The following is a 24,630-nucleotide window of genomic DNA, read 5'->3' on the forward strand; positions in this document are numbered from 1 at the left end:
AACCTGGGGGGCGCGGCATCCATTCCGGGCCCGGGGGCCGCCGGGAGAGCTGTGGTCAGCTCTCGGGGCGGTCCTCCGGGGTCCGCTCGGGCGCCGGGGCGGGTTCCGCCGCGGTGCTCTTCGCGGTGGTGATCGCCGGCGTCGCGCCGTTCGTCCCGTTCGTCAGGGCCAGCTCCTTGGGGGAGAGGACCGGCGGGCGGGTGGACGGCGTACGGCGGGAGGAGCCCGTCCAGGCGGGCCGCGGCGGGCGCTTGACGATCGGCGCGAAGATCTCGGCGATCTCCTCCTTGCCCAGCGTCTCCTTCTCGAGGAGGGCCAGGACCAGGTTGTCGAGCACGTCGCGGTTCTCGACCAGGATCTCCCACGCCTCGTTGTGCGCGGTCTCGATGAGCTTCTTGACCTCTTCGTCGACCAGCGCGGCGACCTCTTCCGAGTAGTCGCGCTGGTGAGACATCTCACGCCCGAGGAACGGCTCGGTGTTGTCGCCGCCGAACTTGATCGCGCCGAGACGCTCGGTCATGCCGTACTGCGTGACCATCGCGCGGGCCAGGCCGGTGGCCTTCTCGATGTCGTTGGCGGCACCCGTCGTCGGGTCATGGAAGACGAGTTCTTCGGCCGCGCGGCCGCCCAGCATGTAGGCGAGCTGGTCGAGCATCTCGTTGCGCGTGGTCGAGTACTTGTCCTCGTCGGGCAGCACCATCGTGTAGCCGAGGGCGCGGCCTCTGGAGAGGATCGTGATCTTGTGGACGGGATCGGAGTTGGGTGAGGCCGCCGCGACCAGGGCGTGTCCGCCCTCGTGGTACGCGGTGATCTTCTTCTCCTTGTCCGACATGATCCGGGTCCGCTTCTGCGGGCCCGCCACCACACGGTCGATCGCCTCGTCCAGCATGTGGTTGTCGATCAGCTTCTGGTCGCTGCGGGCCGTCAGCAGGGCGGCCTCGTTCAGCACGTTGGCGAGATCGGCACCCGTCATGCCGGGCGTACGGCGGGAGACCGCCGACAGGTCGACGTCGGGCGCGACCGGCTTGCCCTTCTGGTGGACCTTGAGGATCTCCAGACGGCCCTGCATGTCCGGGCGGTCGACCGCGATCTGGCGGTCGAAGCGGCCGGGGCGCAGGAGGGCCGGGTCGAGGATGTCCGGGCGGTTCGTGGCGGCGATCAGGATGACGCCGCCCTTGACGTCGAAGCCGTCCATCTCGACGAGCAGCTGGTTCAGGGTCTGCTCGCGCTCGTCGTGACCGCCGCCGAGGCCGGCGCCGCGGTGGCGGCCGACCGCGTCGATCTCGTCGACGAAGACGATCGCCGGGGCGTTCGCCTTGGCCTGCTCGAACAGGTCACGGACTCGGGAGGCACCGACACCGACGAACATCTCGACGAAGTCGGATCCGGAGATCGAGTAGAACGGCACGCCCGCCTCGCCCGCGACGGCACGCGCGAGCAGGGTCTTGCCGGTGCCGGGCGGGCCGTACAGCAGCACGCCCTTGGGGATCTTGGCGCCGACGGCCTGGAACTTGGCCGGCTCCTGGAGGAATTCCTTGATCTCGTGGAGTTCCTCGACGGCCTCGTCCGAGCCGGCGACGTCCGAGAACGTCGTCTTGGGGGTGTCCTTGGTGATGAGCTTGGCCTTGGACTTCCCGAAGTTCATGACCCGGGAGCCGCCGCCCTGCATCTGATTCATCAGGAACAGGAAGACGACGACGATGAGGACGAAGGGGAGCAGCGAGAGCAGGATCCCGACGAACGGGTTCTGCTTGGACGGCGAGACCGTGTAGCCGTCCGGGATCTGCTTGTCCTGGAACTTGGCCTGGAGCGTGTTGGCAATCGTCACGCCCTGGTCGCCGATGTAGCTCGCCTGGATCTTCGAGCTGCCCTCGATCTTTACGCCGTTCTTGAGCTCGGCCTTGATGGTCTGCTCATCGCCGGTGGTCAGCTTGGCCGAATCGACCTTGTTGTCATTGATCGCCTGGACGACCTGGCCGGTGTCCACCGTCTTGTAGCCGCCGGACGAGCCGACGACCTGCATCAACACGACCACGGCAAGGACGGCCAGCACGATCCACATGACCGGCCCACGGAAGTATCGCTTCACGTCCATCCATACGGAGCGGTGCCGCCCCGTCCCTCCTGCCATAGTGAGTTTGATAAAGGCTGTTCTTCGGACGGTACCCCAGCATTGTCACCTGAAGCTGCGCGGGACGACTGGCGATCCGTCTACGCATGCTCCAACGGCGGGAAGTCCGCTGGGGTTCCCGATCACCGTCACGGCACCCCGGCCGGGATTCAGCCGCCGTACACGTGGGGCGCGAGCGTACCGACGAACGGGAGGTTGCGGTACTTCTCGGCGTAGTCCAGTCCGTAGCCGACGACGAATTCGTTGGGGATGTCGAATCCGACCCATTCCACGTCGATGGCGACCTTCGCGGCCTCGGGCTTGCGCAGCAGCGTGCACACCTTGAGGGAGGCGGGCTCGCGCGAGCCGAGGTTGGAGAGCAGCCAGGACAGGGTCAGTCCGGAGTCGATGATGTCTTCGACGATGAGGACGTGCTTGCCCTTGATGTCGGTGTCGAGGTCCTTGAGGATCCGCACCACACCGGAGGACTGGGTGCCCGCCCCGTACGAGGATACGGCCATCCAGTCCATGGTGAGGGGGGTGGACAGCGCCCGGGCGAGATCGGCCATGACCATCACCGCGCCCTTGAGGACTCCGACGATCAGCAGGTCCTTGCCCGCGTACTCCGCGTCGATCTTCGCGGCCAGCTCGGCGAGCTTGGCGTCGATCTCTTCTTTGGTGATGAGTACCTGCTGGAGGTCGGCACCCATGTCTTTCGCGTCCACCCGCATCACTTTCGGTCGTCCCACCGGCTGAGCGGCCCCTCCACCGATTGCCCGGAGGGGTCGTTGGTTCAGCCTTGCCGAATCACCAGTCTGCCACCCTGCCGCTGGGCCACGACCTTGCCGGGGAGGTTGATGGCTCCCTGACCGCGCCAGCCGGTGATGAGCCGGTCGACTTCTTCGATGTGGCGGGCGAACAGCGAGCCGGCCGGCGCACCGGCCGCGATGGCGGCCCGGCGCAGGATGCGGCGGCGTACGGCGGGGGGCAGGGCGTAGAGCTTGGCGCACTCCAGCAGCCCGGTGGCGTCGCGGACGGTGGCCTCGGCCCGGCCGGCCCAGGCGTCGAGGGCGTCGGCGTCGTCGCGGGAGAGCTGTGCCGTACGGGCGAGGGCTTCGACGACGCCCTTGCCGAGGGCCTTCTCCAGGGCGGGCAGGCCTTCGTGGCGCAGCCGGGAGCGGGTGTAGGCGGGGTCGGCGTTGTGGGGGTCGTCCCAGACGGGCAGGGACTGGACCATGCAGGCCTTGCGGGCGGTCTGCCGGTCGAGTTCCAGGAAGGGGCGCCGGTAGCGGCCGCCGGCCCCCGAGACCGCGGCCATTCCGGACAGGGAGCGGATGCCGGAGCCGCGGGCGAGGCCCAGCAGGACGGTTTCGGCCTGGTCGTCGCGGGTGTGGCCGAGGAGGACCGCGGTGGCGCCGTGGCGTTCGGCAGCGGTGTCGAGTGCGGCGTAGCGGGCGTCGCGGGCGGCGGCTTCGGGTCCGCCGGTGCGGCCGACGGTGACGGCGACGGAGTCGACCGGGTCGAGGCCGAGTTCGCGCAGGCGCTGGACGACTTCCGCGGCGCGTGCGTCGGACCCGGGCTGGAGGCCGTGGTCGACGGTCACCCCGCCGGCTCTGATGCCGAGCTTGGGGGACTCGAAGGCGAGGGCGGAGGCGAGGGCCATGGAGTCGGCGCCGCCGGAGCATGCCACGAGCACGAGCGGCGGGGGCGGCGGCTCGTGCGAGGGGGCGCGCCGGAGTGCGGCGGTGGTGCTGTGGTGTTCGGTCAGGAGGTCGTGGAGGACGCGGCGGACCGCCAGGCGTATCGCCGCGACCGCAGGATGGGGACCCATGTCCGGTTCCCTTCATGAAGTTGTCGGGGGGTGAGCCCGAGGTCGGTCACGCAGAGTGTGTAGATGGTGACAGAACCGGGCCGTTCCCCGAGCATTGCACGCCTACCCCTGCCTCACGGTCCCTCGGACGGGTGATTGGAGGGGCGTTCGCCTGCCGTCGGCGGGTTTACTTTCACGACCTTCCCGCGATGTTCACTACTCGGCCCTGCGATGCACCCGCGCGATCCAGTCCGCCGGTTTGGCGATCTCCGTCTTGGTGGGGAGGGTGTTGGGCGAGGTCCACACGCGGTTGAAGCCGTCCATGCCGACCTCGTCGACGACGGCCCGTACGAAGCGTTCGCCGTCGCGGTACTGGCGGAGTTTGGCGTCCAGGCCGAGGAGCTTGCGCAGGGCCATGTCCAGGCGGGAGGCGCCCTTGGCGCGGCGCTGCTGGAACTTCTCGCGAATCTCTCCGACGGTCGGTACGACGTCCGGGCCGACGCCGTCCATCACGAAGTCGGCGTGGCCTTCCAGCAGGGACATGACGGCGGTGAGGCGGCCGAGGATCTCCCGCTGGGCGGGGGTCTGGACGATCTCGACGAGGGAGCGTCCGCCGTCGACCTCCTCGGCCTCGGGGCGGCCCCCGGCGAGGCTCTGGGCGGCTTCGCGTACGCGTTCGAGGACGGTCATGGGGTCGACGTCGGTCTCGCCCAGGAAGGACTGGATCTCGCCCTCGAGGTGGTCCCGCAGCCAGGGCACGGCGGTGAACTGGGTGCGGTGGGTCTCCTCGTGGAGGCAGACCCAGAGGCGGAAGTCGTGGGGGTCGACGTCGAGTTCGCGTTCCACGTGCACGATGTTCGGGGCGACGAGCAGGAGCCGGCCGCCGCCGTTCTCCGCGGCCGGGAGCTGCCGGGTGGCGGGGGCGAAGGTCTCGTACTGGCCGAGGACGCGGGAGGCCAGGAAGGACAGGAGCATGCCCAGCTCGACGCCGGTGACCTTGCCGCCGACCGCGCTCATCACCGCGCCGCCGGGGGTGTTGCCGCGCCGGTCCTGCATCTTGTCGAGCAGGGGCTTGAGGAGTTCCCGGAAGCCGGCGACGTTCGCGCGGATCCAGCCGGGGCGGTCGACGACGAGGACGGGGGTGTCGTGGCCCTCCTCGGTGCCCAGGCGGGTGAAGCCGCGGACGTGTTCCTCCGAGGCCTTGGCATGCCGGCGTAGTTCCGCGACGACGGCGCGGGCCTCGTCCCGGCTGACGTCGGGGCCCGGCCGTACGAGCCGGGTCGCGGTCGCGACCGCGAGATTCCAGTCGACCATGCCGGTTGAAGCACCACCGATGCTCGTCATGCGTCAACCGTACGTGAGCGCTGGCCGCTGGGGCAGGGCGGCGAGGGTGGGTGACGCCGAGGGTGGTTCGTGGGAGCTCGGCGTTCGGCGGGGTCGGCGGGGCCGGGGTTTCTTGGCCGGTGCTCGGCGTTGTGCGCTGTGCCCACCCGTTCCGCCCCAGCGGAACGACTGCCCACAGCGGGGCGGAACAGCGGTCGGCTGCCCACAGCGGGGCGGAACAGCGGTCGGCTGCCCACAGCCGAGCAAGCCGTTAGCCGCAGCCGCATTCCGCCAGTGTCGTCGCCGCTCTGTCCAGGGCCTTCTGGGCTGCTTCCGGGTTTGTCGTGTCGTTGGCCATGAAGGCGAAGGCGAGGAGGCGGCCGTCCTGGTCGACCAGGGTGCCCGCGAGGGTGTTGACGCCGGTCAGGGTGCCGGTCTTGGCGCGTACGACGCCGGCTGCTCCGTCCGTGTAGCGGCTGGTCAGGGTGCCGGTGAAGCCGGCGACGGGGAGGCCGGTGAGGGCCGGGCGGAGTTCGGGGCGGTCGGGGTCGGCCGCCTTGGCCAGCAGGGCGGTGAGGAGGTCCGCCGTCAGCCGGTCGGCGCGGTTCAGGCCGCTGCCGTCCTTGAATGCGGCGCCCTCGAGGGGGAGGCCGAGCTTGCGCAGCTGGGCGGCGACCGCCCGGTCGGCTCCGGCGAAGTCGGCGCGGTCGCCGGTGGCGAGGGCCGTCTGGCGGGCGAGGGCCTCGGCGATGTCGTTGTCGCTGTTGGTCAGCATGCGTTCGACGAGGGCGGAGAGCGGGGGCGAGGAGACCGTGGCGAGGGTCTGGGCCCGGTTGGTGGCCTTGGACGGGCCGGGGGCGGTGGTCTTGATGCCGTGGGACTTCAGGAGGTCCCCGAACCGGCGGGCCGCGTCCTGCGCGGGGTCGGGGACACGGGCGACCGGGCCCCTCGTCGAGTCGTCGGTGCGGCCCTCGTCGGCCATCAGGGGGCTGATGAGGGCGAGGTTGGGGTTGACCCCGATCGGGTGTTTCTCGTCGCCCGCGTAGAGGGTCGTGTCGTAGGAGAGCGTCACCTCGCGGACGCCCCGTTCGGCGAGGGCTCCGGCCGTGTCGGCGGCCAGGTCGCGCAGGCTCGCCGAGCCTGCGGAGTCCTCGTGGGCGGTGAGGGTGGGGTCGCCGCCGCCGACCAGGACGACTTCCTCGGTGTCGGGTTCCAGCGCGGCGCGGGTGGTGATGCGGTGGTCGGCGCCCATGGCGGACAGTGCGGCGACGGCCGTGGCGATCTTGGTCGTCGAGGCCGGGGTGAGCGCGGCCTCCGAGCCCGTGCCGTACAGGCGCCTCCCGCTCGTGACGTCCACGACCGCCGCGGCGGGCCGGGGGCCGAGTGCCGGGTCTTTCAGCAGGGGCCTGAGGGCGTTCGCGAGGGCCTTGCCGTCGGGGGCGGACTTCACCTTGCTGATGCCGCCGAGGCCGGTCAGCACCGGGGCGGCGCTGGGGGCGGGCCGGGGCCGGCCGGGGGCGCCCGAGGTGCCGCCGTGATCTGTGCCACCCGGGCGGTTCAGGGCGGCGGCCCGGTCCCGCTCGGCCGTACGCTGACCCGAGGAGTCCCAGGGACCGGCGGCGGTCACCACACCGGCGGCCAGTGCGAGACCGGCGGTGGCGGCACCCGCGGTGTACTGCCAGGTCTTCGGCCGCGTGAGCCGCGCGACCTGCGGTTTCCCGGCCCGTACAAGCCGCGCGACCCGTGGTTTCGCGGCCGCGGCGGCCCGGGTCAGGCGCGGTCGTACGGCGCCCGCGATCCGCACCATGTGCGGTCTCGCGGACCGCCAAGGCCTCAGCTCTGGCACGAACACCAGCCCCTTTCGCGATCACACACCTGCGTGAGGGACACTTAACCACCAGAACTATGTGTTGATCATGGAGGAGCCACCGGTGGAGTTCGACGTCACGATCGAGATTCCGAAGGGTTCGCGCAACAAGTACGAGGTGGACCACGAGACCGGTCGTATCCGCCTGGACCGGCGACTCTTCACCTCGACCGCCTACCCGACCGACTACGGATTCGTCGAGAACACCCTCGGCGAGGACGGCGACCCGCTGGACGCGCTGGTCATCCTGGACGAGCCGACCTTCCCGGGCTGTCTCATCAAGTGCCGTGCGATCGGCATGTTCCGTATGACGGACGAGGCGGGTGGCGACGACAAGCTGCTGTGCGTGCCGGCGACGGACCCGCGTGTGGAGCACCTGCGGGACATCCACCACGTGTCGGAGTTCGACCGCCTGGAGATCCAGCACTTCTTCGAGGTCTACAAGGACCTGGAGCCCGGCAAGTCGGTCGAGGGCGCCAACTGGGTGGGCCGTACGGACGCCGAGATCGAGATCGAGCGGTCCTACAAGCGTTTCAAGGAGTCGGGCGGGCACTGACCCCTCCCCGACACCACCCGGGCCGCACGCATGCGCGTGCGGCCCGTTCGTCCGTCTGTGCGCATACTGAAGCTGTGGGGGGTACGAGGCTGACGTGTCGTACAGGGAGCGCCAGGCAGTGACGGACGCGGAGGACCGCAAGCCGAAGTCGGACGAGGCGAGGAGTGCGTTCCTGCCGTCGTCCGGGTACGTCGTCGACGGGGAGATGTCGACGACGTCGGAGTTCGCGATCCCGGAGGGCCTCGCCCTCCACAAGTCGGCGGGTACGGAGTCGGAGACGACGTCCGAGTTCGCCGTGCCGGAGGGGCTGGAGGTCTCGCACGCGCCGTCGGTGGACGAGGAGGGGTCGGCGTTCACCCCGCCGGCCACGTACAGCGCGAAGCACGCCCTGTCCGCGTTCACTCCGCCGAGCGGGATCCCCGTGGTCAGCCTGACCAAGGACGTGCCCTGGCAGGACCGGATGCGCACCATGCTGCGCATGCCGGTGGCGGAGCGGCCGGCGCCGGAGACGGTCCAGCGGCACGCCGACGAGTCGGGGCCCGCGGTGCCGCGTGTGCTCGACCTGACGCTGCGTATCGGCGAGCTGCTGCTGGCGGGCGGTGAGGGCGCCGAGGACGTGGAGGCGGCCATGTTCGCCGTCTGCCGGTCCTACGGCCTCGATCGCTGCGAGCCGAACGTCACCTTCACGCTGCTGGCGATCTCCTACCAGCCGTCGCTCGTCGACGACCCGGTCACCGCGTCGCGGACGGTGCGCCGCAGGGGCACGGACTACACGCGGCTGGCGGCCGTGTACCAGCTGGTGGACGACCTCAGCGACGACGAGACGGCGGTCTCCCTGGAGGAGGCCTACCGGCGGCTGGCGGAGATCCGCCGTAACCGGCACCCCTACCCCGGCTGGGCGCTGACCGGTGCGAGCGGGCTGCTGGCAGGTGCGGCCTCGGTGCTCGTCGGCGGCGACCTGCTCGTGTTCGTCGCAGCCGCGCTCGGCGCGATGCTCGGTGACCGGCTGGCGTGGCTGTGCGCGGGGCGCGGGCTGCCGGAGTTCTACCAGTTCACGGTGGCCGCGATGCCGCCGGCCGCGATCGGGGTCGCGCTCACGCTCGTCCATGTGGACGTCAACGCCTCCGCGGTCATCACCGGTGGGCTGTTCGCGCTGTTGCCCGGGCGGGCGCTGGTGGCGGGCGTGCAGGACGGTCTGACCGGCTTCTACATCACCGCGTCCGCGCGTCTGCTGGAGGTTCTGTACTTCTTCGTGGGCATCGTCGCGGGTGTGCTGCTGGTGCTGTATTTCGGTGTGCAGCTGGGGGCGCGGCTTAACCCCGACGGGGCGCTCGGGATCTCCGACCAGCCGGTGCTGCTGATCGGGGCGTCGATGCTGTTGTCGCTGGCGTTCGCCGTGCTGCTCCAGCAGGAACGATCCACCGTGGTGTGGGTGACGCTGAACGGCGGTGTCGCGTGGGTCGTGTACGGCGCGATGCACCTTGCCGGGGGGATCTCGCCGGTGGCGTCCACGGCCGCGGCCGCGGGGCTGGTGGGGCTGTTCGGGCAGTTGCTGTCGCGGTATCAGTTCGCTTCGGCTCTGCCGTACACGACTGCCGCGATCGGGCCGTTGCTGCCGGGTTCCGCTACGTACTTCGGACTGCTGGCGATCGCGCAGAACGAGATCGACGAGGGGCTGGTGTCGCTGTCCAAGGCGGTGGCTCTGGCCATGGCGATTGCCATCGGGGTGAATCTGGGGTCCGAGATATCGCGGATGTTCCTGCGGATCGGGTCTGCGGAGAAGCGGCGGGCCGCCAAACGGACCAGGGGTTTCTGACGCCCTTCGCCCATGGGGTCGGGGCTTCCTGTCCGTTGGCGGCCGCGGGTGGGTCGTGGTTGATCGCGCAGTTCCCCGCGCCCCTAAGAACTCAGTAGCCGTTGTTGTACGGGTGCTGGCCGCCGGTCTGCTGTTGCTGGCCGTAGCCCGGGGACTGGGGGTACTGGTTGTAGTACTGCTGGTCGGTGTAGCCGTTCTGGTTGCCGTAGGGCTGCTGCTGGTGCGGGGGCTGGTCGTCCGGGGTGATGCGGCGGAGCTGGGTCGTGGCGTCGTCCATGGCGGGGAGCTGGGACTGGGGGGCCGGGGCCGCGGCCGCCGCGCGCTTCTTCTTGGAGCGCTCGCGCAGGTACTCGATGATGATCGGGACGACGGAGAGCAGGACGATCAGGATGAGGATCGACTCGACGTTCTTCTTGATGAAGTCGATCTGGCCCAGCCAGTAGCCCGCGAGGGTGACGCCGGTGCCCCAGGCGATGCCGCCGATGATGTTGTACGTGAGGAACGTGCGGTACTTCATACGGCCGGCGCCGGCCACGATGGGGGCGAAGGTGCGCACGATCGGGACGAAGCGGGCCAGGACGATCGCCTTGGGGCCGTACTTCTCCATGAACTCGTGGGCCTTGTCCAGGTTCTCCTGCTTGAAGAGCTTGGAGTTGGGACGGCTGAAGAGCTTGGGGCCGAGGAACTTGCCGATCATGTAGCCCACTTGGTCACCGACGACGGCGGCGATCACGATCAGCGTGCAGACCAGCCACAGCGGCTGGGTGATGTAGGTGCCCTCGGCCACGAAGAGGCCGGCCGTGAACAGCAGGGAGTCGCCGGGCAGGAACGCGAAGAGCCCGGACTCCGCGAAGACGATGAGCAGGATGCCGGGCAGGCTGAACGTGGAGATCAGATAGTCCGGGCTGAGCCACTCGGGGCCGAGCGCAAGCGTGGTCACGGGGATGTGGCTCCTGCTGCTGGGGGGATACGGGCTGGGGCTGACTGCCTCAAAGTATCAACGCGGCCGTCATGGCCCAGGTTCCATGGGCGTACTCAGGATGCACTGTGGGCCGTCCCGGTCAAAGCTGTGAACCATGGGCATCGACGAATACGGCGGCGGACAGGGCCCCCAGCCCGACGTCCTCGTCGTCACCACGAACGACGTACCGGGCTACCGCGTACAGGAGGTGCTCGGCGAGGTCTTCGGCCTGACCGTGCGCTCCCGGCATGTGGGCAGTCAGATCGGCGCCGGGCTGAAGTCCCTGGTCGGCGGTGAGCTCAAGGGGCTCACCAAGACACTCGTGGAGACCCGCAACCAGGCCATGGCGCGTCTCATCGAACAGGCACGCGCGCGTGGTGCCAACGGCGTGCTCGCCTTCCGCTTCGACGTGACCGAGGCGGCCGACGTGGGCACCGAGGTGTGCGCCTACGGGACCGCGGTGGTCCTGGCCCGGGAGTGACCCGTACGGGGTCCCGGGCCAGGGGTCACGAGGTGTGCCGGGCGGCGTTCGCCAGGATCGCGTCGCGCAGGTACACCGCGAGGCCCGGGCGGATGGCGTCGTACGTCGCGGTGAACCGCGGGTCCGCGACGTACATCTCGCCCAGACCGGTGTGCGTCTCGTGCGAGCAGTCGTAGTACGTCCCGGCGATGAAGCGGCGGTGCTCCTCCGCCGTGTCCATGGCCGGGACGGAGTCGGCCGGGGTGCCGTCGGCCATCAGGCCGGCCATGTGCCGGTGGATCGCGTCGAACCGCTCGCCGGCGCGCTTCCAGTCCTCCTTGGTGTACGAGGCCGTGCGCTCCTGTGACTGCCGGTAGGCGTCGGTGCCGCCCCAGCGCTCGCGCACCTCGTCCTCGTACCGGTCCGGGTCGAAGTCCCCGAAGACCTCGAACTTCTCCTCGGGAGTGAGGTCGATGCCCATACTGCGTGCCTCCATGGCGTGCTCCACGGCCGCCGCCATCTTGCTCAGCTTCTCGATCCGGGCGGTCAGCAGTTCGTGCTGCCGGCGCAGGTGCGCGCGCGGGTCCGCTTCCGGGTCGTCGAGCAGGGCGGCGACCTCGTCGAGGGGGAAGCCGAGCTCTCGGTAGAACAGGATCTGCTGCAGCCGGTCGAGGTCGGCGTCGCCGTAGCGCCGGTGGCCCGCGTGGCTGCGTTCGCCCGGGACGAGCAGGCCGATGTCGTCGTAGTGGTGCAGCGTGCGAACGGTGACACCGGCGAAGCCCGCGACCTGTCCCACGGAGTAGCTCACTTCCGCTCCCTTCTCGGTACGCGCTCCACGGTCGGGCCTCACGCCACGTGAGGCGCAAGCGTGTCTCCCGTTTGTATATATTTGTCCGTTTACCGTGAGCCCGTGGTCCAGGACTCCGAACCTCAGGCACCCTCCGTCACCCCGAAGACACCCGCCCGCACCCTGCTGCCGTCGATCGTGCCCGCTGTCGCCGTGGGTGTGATCTCCAGCCTGATCCTGATCGGGGTGGAAGCCGCCGCCGAGCAGCTCGAGGACGTGTTGTGGCAGACCGTGCCGGACGCGCTCGGGGTCGGCCGCTATTCGGTGGCGTGGATGTTCGCGGTGCTCTTCGCCACCTCGGTCGCGGTCGGGCTGGTGGTGTGGAAGGTGCCGGGGCACGCGGGCCCGGATCCCGCCACCGTCGGCCTGGACGCCCCCGTCCTGCCGCCCGTGGTGCTGCCGGGGCTGGTGCTCGCGGCCGCGCTGATGCTGGCCGGCGGGCCCAGCCTCGGTCCCGAGAACCCGGTCATCACCGTGAACGTCGGGCTGGCGGCCTGGCTGGGTGCCAGGGCCCTCCCGCGGGCGCCGGGCAGCATCTGGCCGGTCCTGGCGGAGGCGGCGACAATCGGCGCGCTGTTCGGCACGCCGGTGGCGGCCGCTCTGGTGATCTCCGAGGCGCTGGCCGGCCGGACGATGCGCGGCCTGCTGTGGGACAACGTGTTCGCGCCCTTGATCGCCGCGGCGACCGGCGCCCTCACGGTGGCCTTCCTCGACCGCCCGAGCTTCGACCTGGGCCTGCCGTCCTTCGGGCGTCCTGGCTGGGGCGATCTGGCGGCGGCGGTCGTGATCGCCTCGGTGGGCGCACTGCTCGCCATGTGCGCGGTGTACGCCTTCCCCTTCGTGCACGGAGCCTTCCGCCGACTGCGGCACCCGATGCTGATGCTCCCCGCCGGGGGGATCGTGCTGGGCTGCCTCGCGGCATGGGGCGGCCATCTGACGCTGTTCAAGGGGCTCGACGAGATCGCCACGCTGGCGCACGACCCGGACGGCTGGTCGGCCGGCGAGTTCGCCGTCATGACGGTGGTGAAGCTCGCCGCCCTGCTCGTCGCCGCGTCCTGCGGTTTCCGCGGCGGGCGGATCTTCCCGGCCGTGTTCGTCGGCACCGCCCTCGGCCTGTGCGCGCACGCCCTGGTGTCCGGGGTGCACCCCTCGGTGGGCGTGTCCGCCGGTGTGCTCGGGGTCCTGCTGGCCATCACCCGGCAGGGCTGGATCAGCCTGTTCGTCGCCGCGGTGCTGGTCGCCGAGCCGGGGATCGTCACCCTGCTCTGCGTCGCCTCCCTGCCGGCCTGGCTGCTGGTGACGGGCCGGCCGCACATGCAGCTGCGCCCGGACGGGACGCAGGTCCGATGACTCCCCCCTCCCCACCGAACCGAACCGACACCGGAGGCTCCCTTGCCGCTCAACGAAGGCCCCCGTCAGTCCGGCGAACGCCGCCTTTCCGTCAACCCCTTCTACGGCCCCGCCAACCCCCTCGGCGACATGGCCGAGGCCCCGCCCACGCACCGGCTCCCGGACCGGCCCGTGGCACCGGCGACCGCCCATCAACTGGTGCGCGACGAGCTGATGCTCGACGGCAACGCGCGGCTGAACCTCGCCACCTTCGTCACCACCTGGATGGAGCCGGAGGCCGGGCTGCTGATGGCGGAGTGCCGGGACAAGAACATGATCGACAAGGACGAGTATCCGCGCACGGCCGAGCTGGAGCGGCGGTGCGTGGCGATGCTCGCCGACCTGTGGAACGCGCCCGACCCGGCGGCGGCCGTGGGGTGTTCGACGACCGGGTCGAGCGAGGCGTGCATGCTCGCCGGGATGGCGCTGAAGCGGCGCTGGACGCGGCGCAACGCCGACCGGTACCCGGGGGTCAGGCCCAATCTGGTGATGGGCGTGAACGTGCAGGTCTGCTGGGAGAAGTTCTGCAACTTCTGGGAGGTGGAGGCCCGGCTGGTGCCCATGGAGGGCGAGCGGTTCCATCTCGACCCGCAGGCCGCCGCCGAGCTGTGCGACGAGAACACCATCGGGGTCGTGGGGATCCTGGGCTCGACCTTCGACGGGTCCTACGAGCCGGTCGCCGAGCTGTGCGCGGCGCTGGACGCGGTGCAGGAGCGGACCGGGCTCGACATCCCCGTGCATGTCGACGGGGCGTCCGGGGCCATGGTCGCGCCGTTCCTCGACGAGGACCTGGTGTGGGACTTCCGGCTGCCGAGGGTGGCGTCGATCAACACCTCGGGGCACAAGTACGGGCTGGTCTACCCGGGGGTCGGCTGGGCGCTGTGGCGGGACGCGGACGCGCTGCCCGAGGAGCTGGTGTTCCGGGTGAACTACCTGGGCGGCGACATGCCGACCTTCGCGCTGAACTTCTCCCGGCCGGGCGCGCAGGTCGTGGCGCAGTACTACACGTTCCTGCGGCTGGGCCGGGACGGCTACCGGGCCGTGCAGCAGTGCGCGCGGGACGTGGCCACGGGCATGGCCGGGCGGATCGAGGCGCTCGGCGACTTCCGGCTGCTGACCCGGGGCGACCAGCTGCCGGTGTTCGCCTTCACGACCGCGCCGGACGTGACGGCGTACGACGTCTTCGATGTCTCCCGGCGACTGCGCGAGAGCGGCTGGCTAGTGCCCGCGTACACCTTCCCGCCGCACCGGGAGGACCTGTCCGTGCTGCGTGTCGTGTGCCGCAACGGCTTCTCCGCGGACCTCGCCGAGCTGCTCACCCAGGACCTGGAACGGCTGCTCCCCGAACTGCGCCGGCAGCCGGGCCCCCTGACCCGCGACAAGCAGGCGGCCACCGGGTTCCACCACTAGGGCCTGTCCGGCAGCACGCCCACGAACGGGGCGCCCTCGCCCGCGAAGGTGTAGGCGCCGGCGCGGATGCGTTCGATGAGGTCGCGGGTCCACTGTGCGCCCGTGTCGGCCGAGTGGACCCAGAAGTTCATGATCTCGCCGATGTGGCCGAGCTGCTGCGGGCCGCCCTCGGGCAGGTAGTCCTCGACGACGGTGGCGCGCCACTCCTCGATGGACCGCACCCGCTGCTCGAGGAGGCCCAGGGCCTCCTCGCGGCCGAGGTCCACCATGAAGCCGAGCGCGGTGGTGAGCACGTCCGGCTTCTGGTCGTAGGCGGTGAGCGACTGCCGGAGCAGCGCGAAGTACTCCGCGGTGCCCTGCTCGGTGATCTCGTACTCCGTGCGCGGCGGGCCCCCGGCGGTGGACGGGGCGATCTCGTGCGCCCGCAGCAGCCCCTGCTTCGCCATCTGCTTCAGGGCGTGGTAGATCGAGCCGGGCTTGGCGTTGGACCACTCGTGAGCGCCCCAGTACTCCAGGTCGCCCCGGACCTGGTAGCCGTGGGCCCGCCCGTGCTGGCGGACCGCGCCGAGCACGAGCAGGCGGATCGCTGACATGCGGTCCAGGTTAGGACCCGGCCGTCTCCCGCTCTTCCGCGGCCACCAGCTCGAAGGCCGTCCTGCCGTCCAGTGACTCGCGGATGATGTCGGCGTGTCCGGCGTGCCGGGCCGTCTCGCGGATCAGGTGGAGGCACAGCCAGCGCATCGACAGCCACTCGTCCTTCGGGTTCCAGGACGTCTTGGGCAACTCGAAGGTGTCGTCGAGGCTGGGCACCGAACGGATGAAGGCCTCCGTCTCGGCCGCCACCTTCTCGTAGTACGCGAGCTGCGACTCCACGTCCTCGTCACCGACCAAGACGAAACACTCGTGCCAGTTCGACTCGTCGCGGTGCACCGCCGGCGGCTCGCCCTTGGCGCGGGCGATCCAGCCCTGCTCGACCTCGGCGACATGCTTGAGCAGGCCGGCCAGGGACAGCTCGCTGGCGCTGGGGCGGGACGAGGCCTGTTCTTCCGTCAGGCCGAGCAGGGCCCGCCGGATGCCGCCGCGCTGCTCGGCGATGAAGGACAGGAGCGCTCCGCGCTCGTCGCCGGGTGCCTCGGGTCCCACGTGCTTGACCATGAACGGCCGCCTCTCGTCGGTTGACGCCTGCTTCCTGACAAGGACGACACTACGGACCCTTGCGGTCAGGTTCTGTCCGCAAGGGTCCGCGGCGGCTGCCTGCTTCCGCCTGGTTCTGTCTAGTTCTTCAGGTACAGGCTCAGGTGCTGTCCGGTGTGCGAGTGGGCCGCCTTCGCCAGTTCCGCGGGTGTGCCCGTGAAGACGATCTCGCCGCCGGTGTTGCCGCCCTCGGGCCCGAGGTCGATGACCCAGTCGGCCTGGGAGATCACGGCCAGGTCGTGCTCGATGACGATGACGGTGTTGCCCCGGTCGACGATCCGGTTCAGCAGTCCGACCAGGTTGTCGATGTCGGACAGGTGCAGTCCGGTGGTCGGCTCGTCGAGGATGTAGACCGTGCCCGAGCCGGAGAGCCGGTCGGCGAGCTTGAGCCGCTGACGTTCACCGCCGGACAGCGTGGCCAGCGACTGGCCGAGACCGAGATAGCCGATGCCGGTCTCGATCAGGGCCTTGGTCTTGGCGCGCAGCGGACCCGAGAGGAAGAACTCCCCCGCTTCCTCGGCGGACATGGCCAGGACGTCCGCGATGTTCTTGCCGCGCACCAGGTGCTGGAGCACCGACTCCTTGAAGCGGCGGCCCTCGCAGACCTCGCAGTGCGTGGTGACCGGGTCCATGTAGGCGACCTCGGTGATGAGCAGGCCGCGGCCCTCGCACTCCTCGCACGCGCCCTTGGAGTTGAAGCTGAAGAGCGAGGCGTCCTCGCCGCTGGCCTTGGCGAAGAGCTTGCGGATCGGGTCCATCAGCTTGAGATAGCTCGCCGGGGTGGACCGCGAGGAGCGCGGGATGGGCGACTGGTCGACGAAGACGGACCCCGGGTACTGGTCCCGGAAGGCGTGGGCGATCAGGGAGCTCTTGCCGGCGCCGGCCACTCCGGTGACGGCGGTGAGGACACCGGACGGGATCTCCGTGGAGACGTTCTTCAGGTTGTTGGCCGTGGCGTTGCGGATCGGCAGGGTCCGGCCCCACGGGCGGGGGTTCTCCTTGATCCCGCCGGTGCGCCGCAGTCCCTGTCCGGTCAGCGTGTCGCTGGTGCGGAGTTCGTCGTAGGCGCCCTCGAAGACGATCGTGCCGCCGTGCACGCCGGCCCGCGGCCCGATCTCGACTACGTGGTCGGCGACCGCCATGACGTCGGGGTCGTGCTCCACGACGAGGACCGTGTTGCCCTTGTCGCGCAGCGCGCGCAGCAGGTCGTTGAGGCGGCTGACGTCGCGGGGGTGCAGGCCGACGCTGGGCTCGTCGAAGATGTAGGTCAGGCCGGTCAGTTCGCTGCCGAGGTGGTTGACGAGCTTGAGCCGCTGGCCCTCGCCGCCGGAGAGCGAGGTGGTGGACCGGTCGAGGGTGAGGTAGCCGAGGCCGATGGCCTGGATCTGCTCCAGCGTCTCGATGATGGTGGTGACGAGCGGGGTGTCGAGCCGCTGCTTCAGCGTGGCGACGACGCCGATGAGGTCGCTGACCTGCATCTGGGACCAGTCGGAGATGTTGTGGCCGTCGATGCGGGTGGCGAGCGCCTTCTGGTTGAGCCGGGCGCCCTCGCAGGTGGGGCAGACACCGTCGGTGAAGAACTCGGCCGCCTTGTCGCGGGCCGCCTTGCTCATGCCGCCGGTGTCCCGCTTGAGGTGGCGGCGGACGAAGCTGTCGACCAGGCCCTCGTAGCGCAGTGCCAGCACATTGCCGTTGGGGTAGGTCACCTCGACCGTGCCGGTGCTGCCGTGCAGCAGGGTCTGCATCTCCTCGTCGGTGTAGTCCGCGAGCTTCTTCTCGGCGTCCAGGTGCTCGTAGTTGGCGTAGAACTGCCAGTTGGCGCTGCCGACGGTGTAGCCGGGCAGGAGGATGGCGCCCTCGGCGATCGACTTGCCGGGGTCGGTCATCAGCTCGGGGCTGGGGCGGCGGGCGCGGCCGAGGCCCTCGCACTCGGGGCACATGCCCTTGGGGTCGTTGAAGGAGTAGAGCCAGGTCTGGCCGAGTCCGTCGTTGCCGTGGTTGGCGAAGAGCACGCGCATCACGGTGTAGACGTCGGTGACGGTGCCGACGGTGGAGCGGGCGTTGCCGCCGAGGGGGCGCTGGTCGACCACGACCGGGGTGGTCAGCCGGGTGACGGCGTCCACGTGCGGCCGTTCGAACTTGGGCAGGTCGTGCCGGATGTTCCAGGGGAAGGTGGCGTTGAGCTGCCGCTGGGCCTCCACGGCGACGGTGTCGAAGACCAGGGAGGACTTTCCGGAGCCGGAGACGCCGACGAAGACCGAGATCCGGTTCTTGGGGATGACGAGGGAGACGTCCTTCAGGTTGTTCTCTCGGGCACCTACGACCTGGATGCCCTCGTCGGTTGCGGTAACCGGCGTCTGGTTCACAAATCATCCTTTCCGCGTGGGGCTCACTGCGTCTGCGTCTGCGCGCGGACGGCGCGCAGGAGTTCGGGGTCCTGTGGGTCGACCGTGGGGGCGAAGCGGCCCACGGGTTCGCCGGTGGGCGAGACGAGGAACTTCTCGAAGTTCCAGCGCACGTCGCCGGTGTGGCCCTCCGCGTCGGCGCAGGGGGTCAGGGCGGCGTAGAGGGGGTGGCGGTCCGCTCCGTTGACGGCGGTCTTCTCGGTGAGCGGGAACGAGATCCGCTGGAGGGAGCAGAAGCCGGCGATCTCCTCGGGGGTGCCCGGCTCCTGATCGCCGAACTGGTTGCAGGGCACTCCGATGACGCTCAGCCCGTCCTCGTGGTGACGGCGGGCGAGCGTGTCGAGTCCGGCGTACTGGCTCGCCAGGGCGCACCGGGACGCCACGTTGACGATGAGCAGGGTCCGGCCGCGGTGCCGGGCCAGCAGGTCGGGCTTGCCGTTGAGTTCCGCGATGGCGATGTCGAAGACGGTCATGCGGTGCACGCTAATTTCACCGGCTCCAGTCGTGGTCGACGTCCCGTCGGGAGGGCTTGCGGTACGGCTGGAGGGGCCGGCCGCTGGGGTGTTGGGCAGGTCGGAGGGGTGGCCCGCGCGGCCGACGAACGAGCCGATGGGGTGGCCCCCCGGGAGTGCGTGGACAGGTCGAGCGATGGCCCGCCGGGAGGGCGAGGAGACGCCCGCCACTCCGGCGCACAAACCAAGGGGGTGGCCCCAAGGTCGGTGGGCAAGTCGAGGGGCTGCCCGCCCCGCCGACAAACCGAGGTGGGCGGCCCGACGGAGTCGCCGGCAAGCCGAAGGGCTCCCGCCCCGCCGACAAACCGCGAAGGGCGACCCAACGCAGTCGCCGGCAAGCCGAAGGGCTGCCCGCCCGGCCGGCAAAACGCGGAGGGCGGCCCGACGGAGTCGCCGGGAAGTCGAAGGGCTGCCCGGCGGCCGACAAGCCGAGGTGGGCGGGCCTACGAAGTCGTCGGCAAGCCGGGGGGATGTGAGCCGACCCGGGGGATTAGCCGGCTCACACCCCGGCACGGGGACGTCCTACCGGCTCAGGGACCGGTACTTGCGGACGGCCAGTGGGAAGAAGACCGCGAAGATCGCGAGCGGCCAGACGAAGGACATGAGCATGGCGTGCTCGGCGATCCACGAGGTGCCGCCGACCCCGGGGTTGCCGAACAGCTCACGGGTGGCGTGGGCGGTGGACGACAGTGGGTTCCACTCGGCGATGGTCGCCAGCCAGCCCGGCATCATCTCCGGGGAGGCGAAGGTGTTGGCGACGATGCCGAGCGGGAACAGCAGGGTGTAGACGGCGGATGCCGCCTCCGGGGTCTTGATGATCAGGCCGAGGTAGATGCCGACCCACAGCAGGGCGAAGCGCAGCAGGAGCAGGAGCGCGAAGGCGCCGAGCGCCTGGGCGAAGCCGTCGCTCCAGCTCCAGCCGGCGATGACCCCGCAGCCCATGAGGATCATCAGGACGACGGTGCTGTAGAGCATGTTGACGATGCTCTGCCCGATGACGACCGAGGCGGCCGACATGGGCATGGAGCGGAACCGGTCGGTGACGCCCTTGGAGGCGTCGGCGGTGACGCCGGCCATGGTCTCGCCGATGCCGAAGGCCATCGACATGACGAACATGCCGGGCATCAGGAACTCCATGTAGTCCCCGCCGCCCTCGACCTGCATTCCGCTGCCGAAGATGCCGCCGAAGAGCAGCACCATGAGGATCGGGAAGGCGAGGCCGGCGAGGATCTGGGTGGGGTTGCGGGCCCAGTGGGACAGTCCGCGGATGGTGAGCGTCCAGGAGTCCGCGAGGACCCAGCCCAGTTTGGCCAGCGGGTTCCTGGGCAGTTCGGGCGCGATGATCGCGGTCATGACTGGGCGACCTCCTTGAGGCTCTGCTCGGCGGATGTGGCCGACCTGTTGCCGGTCAGGTTCAGGAACACCTCGTCGAGTGTGGGCCTGCGCAGGGCGATGTCCTCGGCCTCGATGCCGGCGTCGTCGAGCTCGCGGGCGACCGCGGTGAGGGCGGCGACCCGGTTGGCGACGACGACGCTGATGCGCCGGTTGTCGGCGTCCGTCTCGGGCTCGGCCCGCAGCAGCGCGCCGATCATGCGGCCGGCCCGCTCGAGGTCGGGGGTCCGGCGGAGCACGACGTCGATCCGGTCTCCGCCGATCTTGTTCTTGAGCTGGTCCGGGGTGCCCGACTCGACGACCCTGCCGTTGTCGATCAGGGCGATCTTGTCGGCGAGCTGGTCGGCCTCTTCGAGGTACTGGGTGGTCAGCATGACGGTGCGGCCCTCGGAGATCAGGCCGCGGACGGATTCCCAGACGTCGTTGCGGCCCCGCGGGTCGAGCCCGGTGGTGGGCTCGTCGAGGAACAGCACGGACGGGGCCAGGATGAGACTGGCGGCGAGGTCGAGCCGCCGCCGCATACCGCCGGAGTACTGCTTGGCCGGCTTTCCGGCGGCCTCGGTCAGGCCGAAGCGCTCCAGCAGCTCGTCGGCCCGGCTCTGCGCGGTGCGCTTGCCGATGTGGTATAAGCGCCCGAACATCACGAGGTTCTGACGGCCGCTCAGGTCCTCGTCGACCGCGGCGTGCTGGCCGAGGAGGCCGATGCTGTAGCGGACCTGCGCCGACTGGGTGGCGACGTCGTAGCCGGCGACCCGGGCGGTGCCCTCGTCGTACTTCAGCAGGGTGGAGAGGATGCGGACCGCGGTGGTCTTTCCGGCGCCGTTCGGGCCGAGAAGGCCGTAGACGACGCCTCGGGGTACCTCCAGGTCGAGTCCCGCGAGGGCCTCCTTGTCGCCGTATTTCTTCTTCAGAGCTTCGGTCTGGATCGCCAAATCGGCGCCGCCCATGCCCGCCCCTTCTTTCGGGTGCTCAAATTTGGGTACCCGGCGAGCATAGAGGAGGGCGGCCCGGATATTCAAGTTTTAGTACCCCCTCGTACGCCCCCCGTCGGCGCCCTCCTCCGGGGCGTCCCAGTGGTCACGGTGGGCGGCGTACCACTCGACCGTCTCGCGCAGTCCGTCCTCCAGCGACCAGCGTGGCGCGTAGCCGAGTTCGCGGCGGATCTTGGAGTCGTCCACCGCGTAACGGAAGTCGTGCCCCTTGCGGTCGGCCACCCGCTGGACCAGGTCCCAGTCGCGCCCGCAGAGCGCGAGGAGACGGCCGGTCATCTCCTTGTTGGTCAGATGGGTGCCGCCGCCGATGTTGTAGATCTCCCCCGGCCGGCCCTCGTCCAGCACCAGCCGCACGGCCCGGCAGTGGTCGTCGACGTGCAGCCACTCCCGCAGGTTGGAGCCGTCCCCGTACAGCGGGACCGGCTGCCTGTCGAGGAGCCGGGTGACGAACAGCGGAACCAGCTTCTCGGGGTGCTGGCCCGGGCCGTAGTTGTTGGCGCAGCGGGTGATGCGCACGTCCAGACCGTGGGTGCGCCAGTACGACCGGGCGATCAGGTCGGCCGACGCCTTGGACGCCGCGTACGGGGAGTTGGGCAGCAGCGGCTCGTCCTCCGTCCAGCGTCCCTCGGCGATGGAGCCGTACGTCTCGTCCGTGGAGACCTGGACGAAGACGCCCGTCCCGTGCCGCAGCGCGGCTTCGAGCAGGGCCTGCGTGCCGAGCACGTTCGTGCGGACGAAGGCCTCGGCGCCCGCCACCGAACGGTCCACGTGCGACTCGGCGGCGAAGTGCACCACCGCGTCGTGGCCCGGAAACACCTTGTCCAGCAGCGGGGCGTCGCAGATGTCGCCGTGCACGAAGGTCAGCCGGGGGTGGTGCGGGGGCAGGTTGTTCAGCGTCCCCGCGTAGGTGAGCTTGTCCACGACGGTCACCCGGTCGTCCTCGTGCCCCGGGTAACCGCCGCTCAGCAGTGTTCTGACGAAGTGCGAGCCGATGAAGCCGGCCGCACCGGTCACCAGGATGTTCACGCTTGTCCTGCCCTCACTCGATGACGGGCTGTCAGCTTCTCCAGCGACGGCACCACTTCGTTGGGGCTCGGCGCCGACAGCATGGCCAGCCGCAGCCGTCGCGCCCCTTCCGTGAACGCCGGGTCGTCGAGCACCCGGACGAGCTTGTCGCGCAGAATGTCGACGGTCAGGCCCTCGGAGTGCAGATGCAGCCCCGCGCCCAGTTCCTCCACCCGCTGGGCCCGGTAGATCGCGTCCCACATCCAGCCGAGCGCCACCTGCGGCACCCCGTAGGCGGCGGCGGTCGCCCAGGTGCCCGCGCCGCCGTGGTGCACGATCGCCGAGCAGCTCGGCAGCAGCGCAAGCAGCGCCACGTGGTCGACCACCCGCGTGTTGTCCGGCACCCGCGACACCTGGGCGAGCTCCTTCTCGCCGAGTGTCGCCACCACCTCGACGTCCAGGTCGGCCAGCGAGGCGAAGACGTCGTTCACGTCGACGGCGTTGGGGAACTCCGTGTCCCGGATGGTGAGCCCGAGGGTGAGGCAGACCCGGCGGCGCTCCGGCGGCCGGCGCAGCCAGTCCGGTACGACGGCCGGGCCCGGCCCGTTGTACGGCACGTAGCGCGTGGGCACCGTCGGCAGCCCCAGCTCCATCCGCACCCCGGGCGGCATCTGGTCGACCGACCACTGTCCCGTGACCACGTCGGGGTCGAAGGCGGCCCCGTGCCGGTCCAGGGTGTACGCCAGCCACTCCTCCAGCGGGTCGTCGCGCAGCTCCGCGGGCAGTTCCGCCTGGCGCCGGCGCAGCGTCAGATGGGTGTTGGCGAAGAGGTCCGGGAAGGCCAGCAGCCGGGCGTGGGCGGCCCCGGTCGCCTTGGCGGCGATGGCCCCGGCGAAGGTGAAGGGCTCCCAGAGCACCAGGTCCGGCTGCCAGAACCGGGCGTAGTCGACGAGCGCGTCGATCATCGAGTCGTTGTTGATCTGGGCGTAGAAGGTCGCCGTCAGCATCGCGTTCGACGCCCGCAGGAAGTCGAGGCTCAGCCGCTCGGGACGGTTCTCCAGATAGTCGCGGTCCAGGTGGTGCATGAGCATCCCCGGGCCGACGGTGGGGATGACGGCGTCCATCCGGTGGTTCTCGCCCACCGGCACGGCCGTCAGACCGGCCCGGGTGATGCTCTCGACCGCGGCCGGCTGCCCGGCCACCCGGACCTCGTGCCCGGCGGTCCGCAGCGCCCAGGCGAGCGGGACGACGCCGTTGAGATGGGCGTCCTGTGCGAAGGCTGTCAGCAGTACACGCACCGCGGTGCTCCTCCCCTGGTGTGGTCCTGTCCGGTCATGCGACGGGGAAGCGCAGCACGCCGTGCAGCACCGCCGAGCGCATGCGGTGCAGTACCTCGGCGTTCGTGCGCAGGGCGGGCCGGAGTGCGGCCAGGGCGCGGACCGCGGCCTCGGTCTGGACGCGGACCAGCGCGTCGGTGACCGGGGCGGCGGGACCGCCGAGGAGGGTGAGCGACCGGTCGCCGTCGGCGCGGCCGGGCGTGAAGGCGTCCGGGTCGGCGAAGGCCTCCGGGTCCCGGTTGGCCGCGTCGACGAGCACCACCACGCGGCGGCCCTCCTCGATCGTCTTGCCGTCGAACTCGACCTGCTCGCGGGCGATACGGCTCTCGAACCGCAGCGGCGGAGCCAGCCGCAGGGCCTCCCGGACCGCGGCCGGGGCCGCCTCGGGGTCCTGCCCGATCCGCTGCCACTGCTCGGGGTGCGCCAGCAGGACCTCGACGGCGTTGCACACGGCGGTCGCGGTGACCTCGACGCCCACCACGACGGCGAGCGCGCCGATCGCGACCGCGTCCTCGGGCGACAGACCGGCGAGGCCGGTGGCACGGCCGGCCTCCACCAGGCCGGTCAGCTCGGCGGACAGGCCCGACACGGCCGTGAGCAGCGCCCGGGCGGTCGTCAGCTGCTGGGGGCAGCTCCCGGCGTCCAGGGCGGTGGCGAGGCCCGCGTGCAGTTCGGGCAGGCGCTCACGGGTCTCATCGGGCAGGCCGAGCACATCGGCGACCACCCGCAGTGCGGCGGGGACGGCGAAGTCCCGGTACAGGTCGAACCGTTCGCCCGTCGCGGCGAGCGTCTCGCGGTAGGCCGCCTCGATCTGCGGCGCCCGGGCCGCGAGCGCCTCGGCCGACAGCAGCGGCGCGGAGACCTCGGCGAGCTTGGCGTACGCGGCCGGGTCGAGGTTGAGGCGGGCGTCGTCGAGCGGGACGACGTGGCACAGCAGCGGGTTGTCCCAGACGTCGACGCCCGGGTGGGACTGCGGCCCCTCCTCGGCGTGGCGCGGGGAGAACCGTGGGTCGCCGAGGATGCGGGCGCCGAGTTCGCGGCTCGCGGTGACCCACGCGCCGACGCTGCTCTCGTGCAGGCCCTGTTCGCGGGCGCGGGCCCCGTGGTCGAGCGGGTCGTCGTCACCGGCGCGCAGGATCATGGCGAAGGGATCGCCCTGGGCGCCGAAGATGAACTGCACGCCTCGGATGGTCAGCAGATGCCGGCCCAACTCGCTGTTGGTCTGATCGGTCAGCATGACACCG

Annotated in this window: 21 protein-coding genes; 5 read left to right on the forward strand and 16 right to left on the reverse strand. The window is 70.6% G+C overall.

Annotated elements, in window-relative coordinates; all coding sequences use genetic code 11:
- Positions 1–55: 55 nt before the first annotated feature.
- The 5 genes from ftsH to dacB form a co-directional block, all read right to left on the reverse strand.
- A complete protein-coding gene (gene ftsH / locus ACWIF2_RS26665; RefSeq protein ID WP_189725855.1) occupies positions 56–2,095 on the reverse strand; it encodes an ATP-dependent zinc metalloprotease FtsH in 2,040 nt (679 codons plus the stop codon).
- A gap of 185 nt (positions 2,096–2,280) precedes the next feature.
- A complete protein-coding gene (hpt, locus tag ACWIF2_RS26670) occupies positions 2,281–2,841 on the reverse strand; it encodes a hypoxanthine phosphoribosyltransferase (protein WP_184594965.1) in 561 nt (186 codons plus the stop codon).
- Between the two features lie 62 nt (positions 2,842–2,903).
- Positions 2,904–3,941, reverse strand: coding sequence for a tRNA lysidine(34) synthetase TilS (gene tilS / locus ACWIF2_RS26675; RefSeq protein WP_454363212.1), 1,038 nt, complete (start codon positions 3,939–3,941; stop codon positions 2,904–2,906).
- 195 nt (positions 3,942–4,136) lie between these two features.
- The gene (locus tag ACWIF2_RS26680) at positions 4,137–5,264 is read right to left on the reverse strand and encodes a zinc-dependent metalloprotease (protein ID WP_454363213.1); all 1,128 of its coding nucleotides are present in this window, start codon (positions 5,262–5,264) and stop codon (positions 4,137–4,139) included.
- A 250-nt stretch (positions 5,265–5,514) separates the two neighbouring features.
- Positions 5,515–7,050, reverse strand: a complete 1,536-nt coding sequence (gene dacB, locus ACWIF2_RS26685; RefSeq protein WP_454363214.1) for a D-alanyl-D-alanine carboxypeptidase/D-alanyl-D-alanine endopeptidase — start codon at positions 7,048–7,050, stop codon at positions 5,515–5,517.
- Positions 7,051–7,174: 124 nt separating this feature from the next.
- On the opposite strand from dacB, the gene ACWIF2_RS26690 reads away from it, so the two are divergent.
- Together ACWIF2_RS26690 and ACWIF2_RS26695 are read left to right on the forward strand one after the other, a co-directional pair.
- Positions 7,175–7,666, forward strand: a complete 492-nt coding sequence (locus ACWIF2_RS26690) for an inorganic diphosphatase (RefSeq protein ID WP_217556031.1) — start codon at positions 7,175–7,177, stop codon at positions 7,664–7,666.
- A 118-nt stretch (positions 7,667–7,784) separates the two neighbouring features.
- Positions 7,785–9,482, forward strand: coding sequence for a threonine/serine ThrE exporter family protein (locus tag ACWIF2_RS26695; protein ID WP_454363215.1), 1,698 nt, complete (start codon positions 7,785–7,787; stop codon positions 9,480–9,482).
- Between the two features lie 91 nt (positions 9,483–9,573).
- Here ACWIF2_RS26695 and ACWIF2_RS26700 read toward each other — a convergent pair whose 3' ends face one another.
- A complete protein-coding gene (locus tag ACWIF2_RS26700) occupies positions 9,574–10,422 on the reverse strand; it encodes a DedA family protein (protein ID WP_454363216.1) in 849 nt (282 codons plus the stop codon).
- Between the two features lie 136 nt (positions 10,423–10,558).
- Here ACWIF2_RS26700 and ACWIF2_RS26705 point away from each other — a divergent pair, with 136 nt between their 5' ends.
- Positions 10,559–10,924, forward strand: coding sequence for a YbjQ family protein (locus ACWIF2_RS26705; RefSeq protein WP_382835079.1), 366 nt, complete (start codon positions 10,559–10,561; stop codon positions 10,922–10,924).
- A gap of 25 nt (positions 10,925–10,949) precedes the next feature.
- Here the strand turns inward: ACWIF2_RS26705 and ACWIF2_RS26710 are convergent, their stop codons facing one another.
- Positions 10,950–11,711, reverse strand: coding sequence for a MerR family transcriptional regulator (locus tag ACWIF2_RS26710; RefSeq protein WP_454363217.1), 762 nt, complete (start codon positions 11,709–11,711; stop codon positions 10,950–10,952).
- A gap of 102 nt (positions 11,712–11,813) precedes the next feature.
- Here ACWIF2_RS26710 and ACWIF2_RS26715 point away from each other — a divergent pair, with 102 nt between their 5' ends.
- Complete coding sequence (locus ACWIF2_RS26715; RefSeq protein WP_454363218.1) at positions 11,814–13,100, forward strand: ion channel protein; 1,287 nt, start codon at positions 11,814–11,816, stop codon at positions 13,098–13,100.
- Positions 13,101–13,142: 42 nt separating this feature from the next.
- Positions 13,143–14,549: a glutamate decarboxylase gene (locus ACWIF2_RS26720; protein ID WP_454363219.1), complete on the forward strand. Its 1,407-nt coding sequence runs from the start codon at positions 13,143–13,145 to the stop codon at positions 14,547–14,549.
- Here ACWIF2_RS26720 and ACWIF2_RS26725 read toward each other — a convergent pair.
- The 9 genes from ACWIF2_RS26725 to ACWIF2_RS26765 all read right to left on the reverse strand — a co-directional run bounded on the left by ACWIF2_RS26725 (position 14,546) and on the right by ACWIF2_RS26765 (position 24,623).
- A complete protein-coding gene (locus tag ACWIF2_RS26725; RefSeq protein ID WP_454363220.1) occupies positions 14,546–15,142 on the reverse strand; it encodes a PadR family transcriptional regulator in 597 nt (198 codons plus the stop codon). The genes ACWIF2_RS26720 and ACWIF2_RS26725 overlap by 4 nt on opposite strands.
- A 10-nt stretch (positions 15,143–15,152) precedes the next feature.
- A complete protein-coding gene (locus tag ACWIF2_RS26730; protein WP_454363221.1) occupies positions 15,153–15,704 on the reverse strand; it encodes a DinB family protein in 552 nt (183 codons plus the stop codon).
- A gap of 119 nt (positions 15,705–15,823) precedes the next feature.
- Positions 15,824–18,109, reverse strand: coding sequence for an ATP-binding cassette domain-containing protein (locus tag ACWIF2_RS26735; RefSeq protein WP_454363222.1), 2,286 nt, complete (start codon positions 18,107–18,109; stop codon positions 15,824–15,826).
- 23 nt (positions 18,110–18,132) lie between these two features.
- On the reverse strand, positions 18,133–18,621 hold the full coding sequence (locus ACWIF2_RS26740; RefSeq protein ID WP_454363223.1) for a glutathione peroxidase: 489 nt from the start codon (positions 18,619–18,621) through the stop codon (positions 18,133–18,135).
- 561 nt (positions 18,622–19,182) lie between these two features.
- Positions 19,183–20,013 (reverse strand): ABC transporter permease, encoded by an 831-nt coding sequence (locus ACWIF2_RS26745; RefSeq protein WP_454363224.1) that lies wholly within the window; start codon positions 20,011–20,013, stop codon positions 19,183–19,185.
- Positions 20,010–20,999 (reverse strand): ATP-binding cassette domain-containing protein, encoded by a 990-nt coding sequence (locus ACWIF2_RS26750; RefSeq protein WP_454363225.1) that lies wholly within the window; start codon positions 20,997–20,999, stop codon positions 20,010–20,012. Before ACWIF2_RS26750 ends, ACWIF2_RS26745 begins: the two co-directional genes overlap by 4 nt.
- Positions 21,000–21,074: 75 nt before the next feature.
- Positions 21,075–22,070, reverse strand: a complete 996-nt coding sequence (gene rfbB, locus ACWIF2_RS26755) for a dTDP-glucose 4,6-dehydratase (RefSeq protein ID WP_454363226.1) — start codon at positions 22,068–22,070, stop codon at positions 21,075–21,077.
- The gene (locus ACWIF2_RS26760; protein WP_454363227.1) at positions 22,067–23,347 is read right to left on the reverse strand and encodes an activator-dependent family glycosyltransferase; all 1,281 of its coding nucleotides are present in this window, start codon (positions 23,345–23,347) and stop codon (positions 22,067–22,069) included. The genes rfbB and ACWIF2_RS26760 overlap by 4 nt, the downstream gene beginning before the upstream one ends.
- 34 nt (positions 23,348–23,381) lie before the next feature.
- Positions 23,382–24,623, reverse strand: a complete 1,242-nt coding sequence (locus tag ACWIF2_RS26765) for a cytochrome P450 family protein (RefSeq protein WP_454363228.1) — start codon at positions 24,621–24,623, stop codon at positions 23,382–23,384.
- Positions 24,624–24,630: the final 7 nt, after the last annotated feature.

The organism is Streptomyces sp. NPDC055506 (assembly GCF_053643595.1).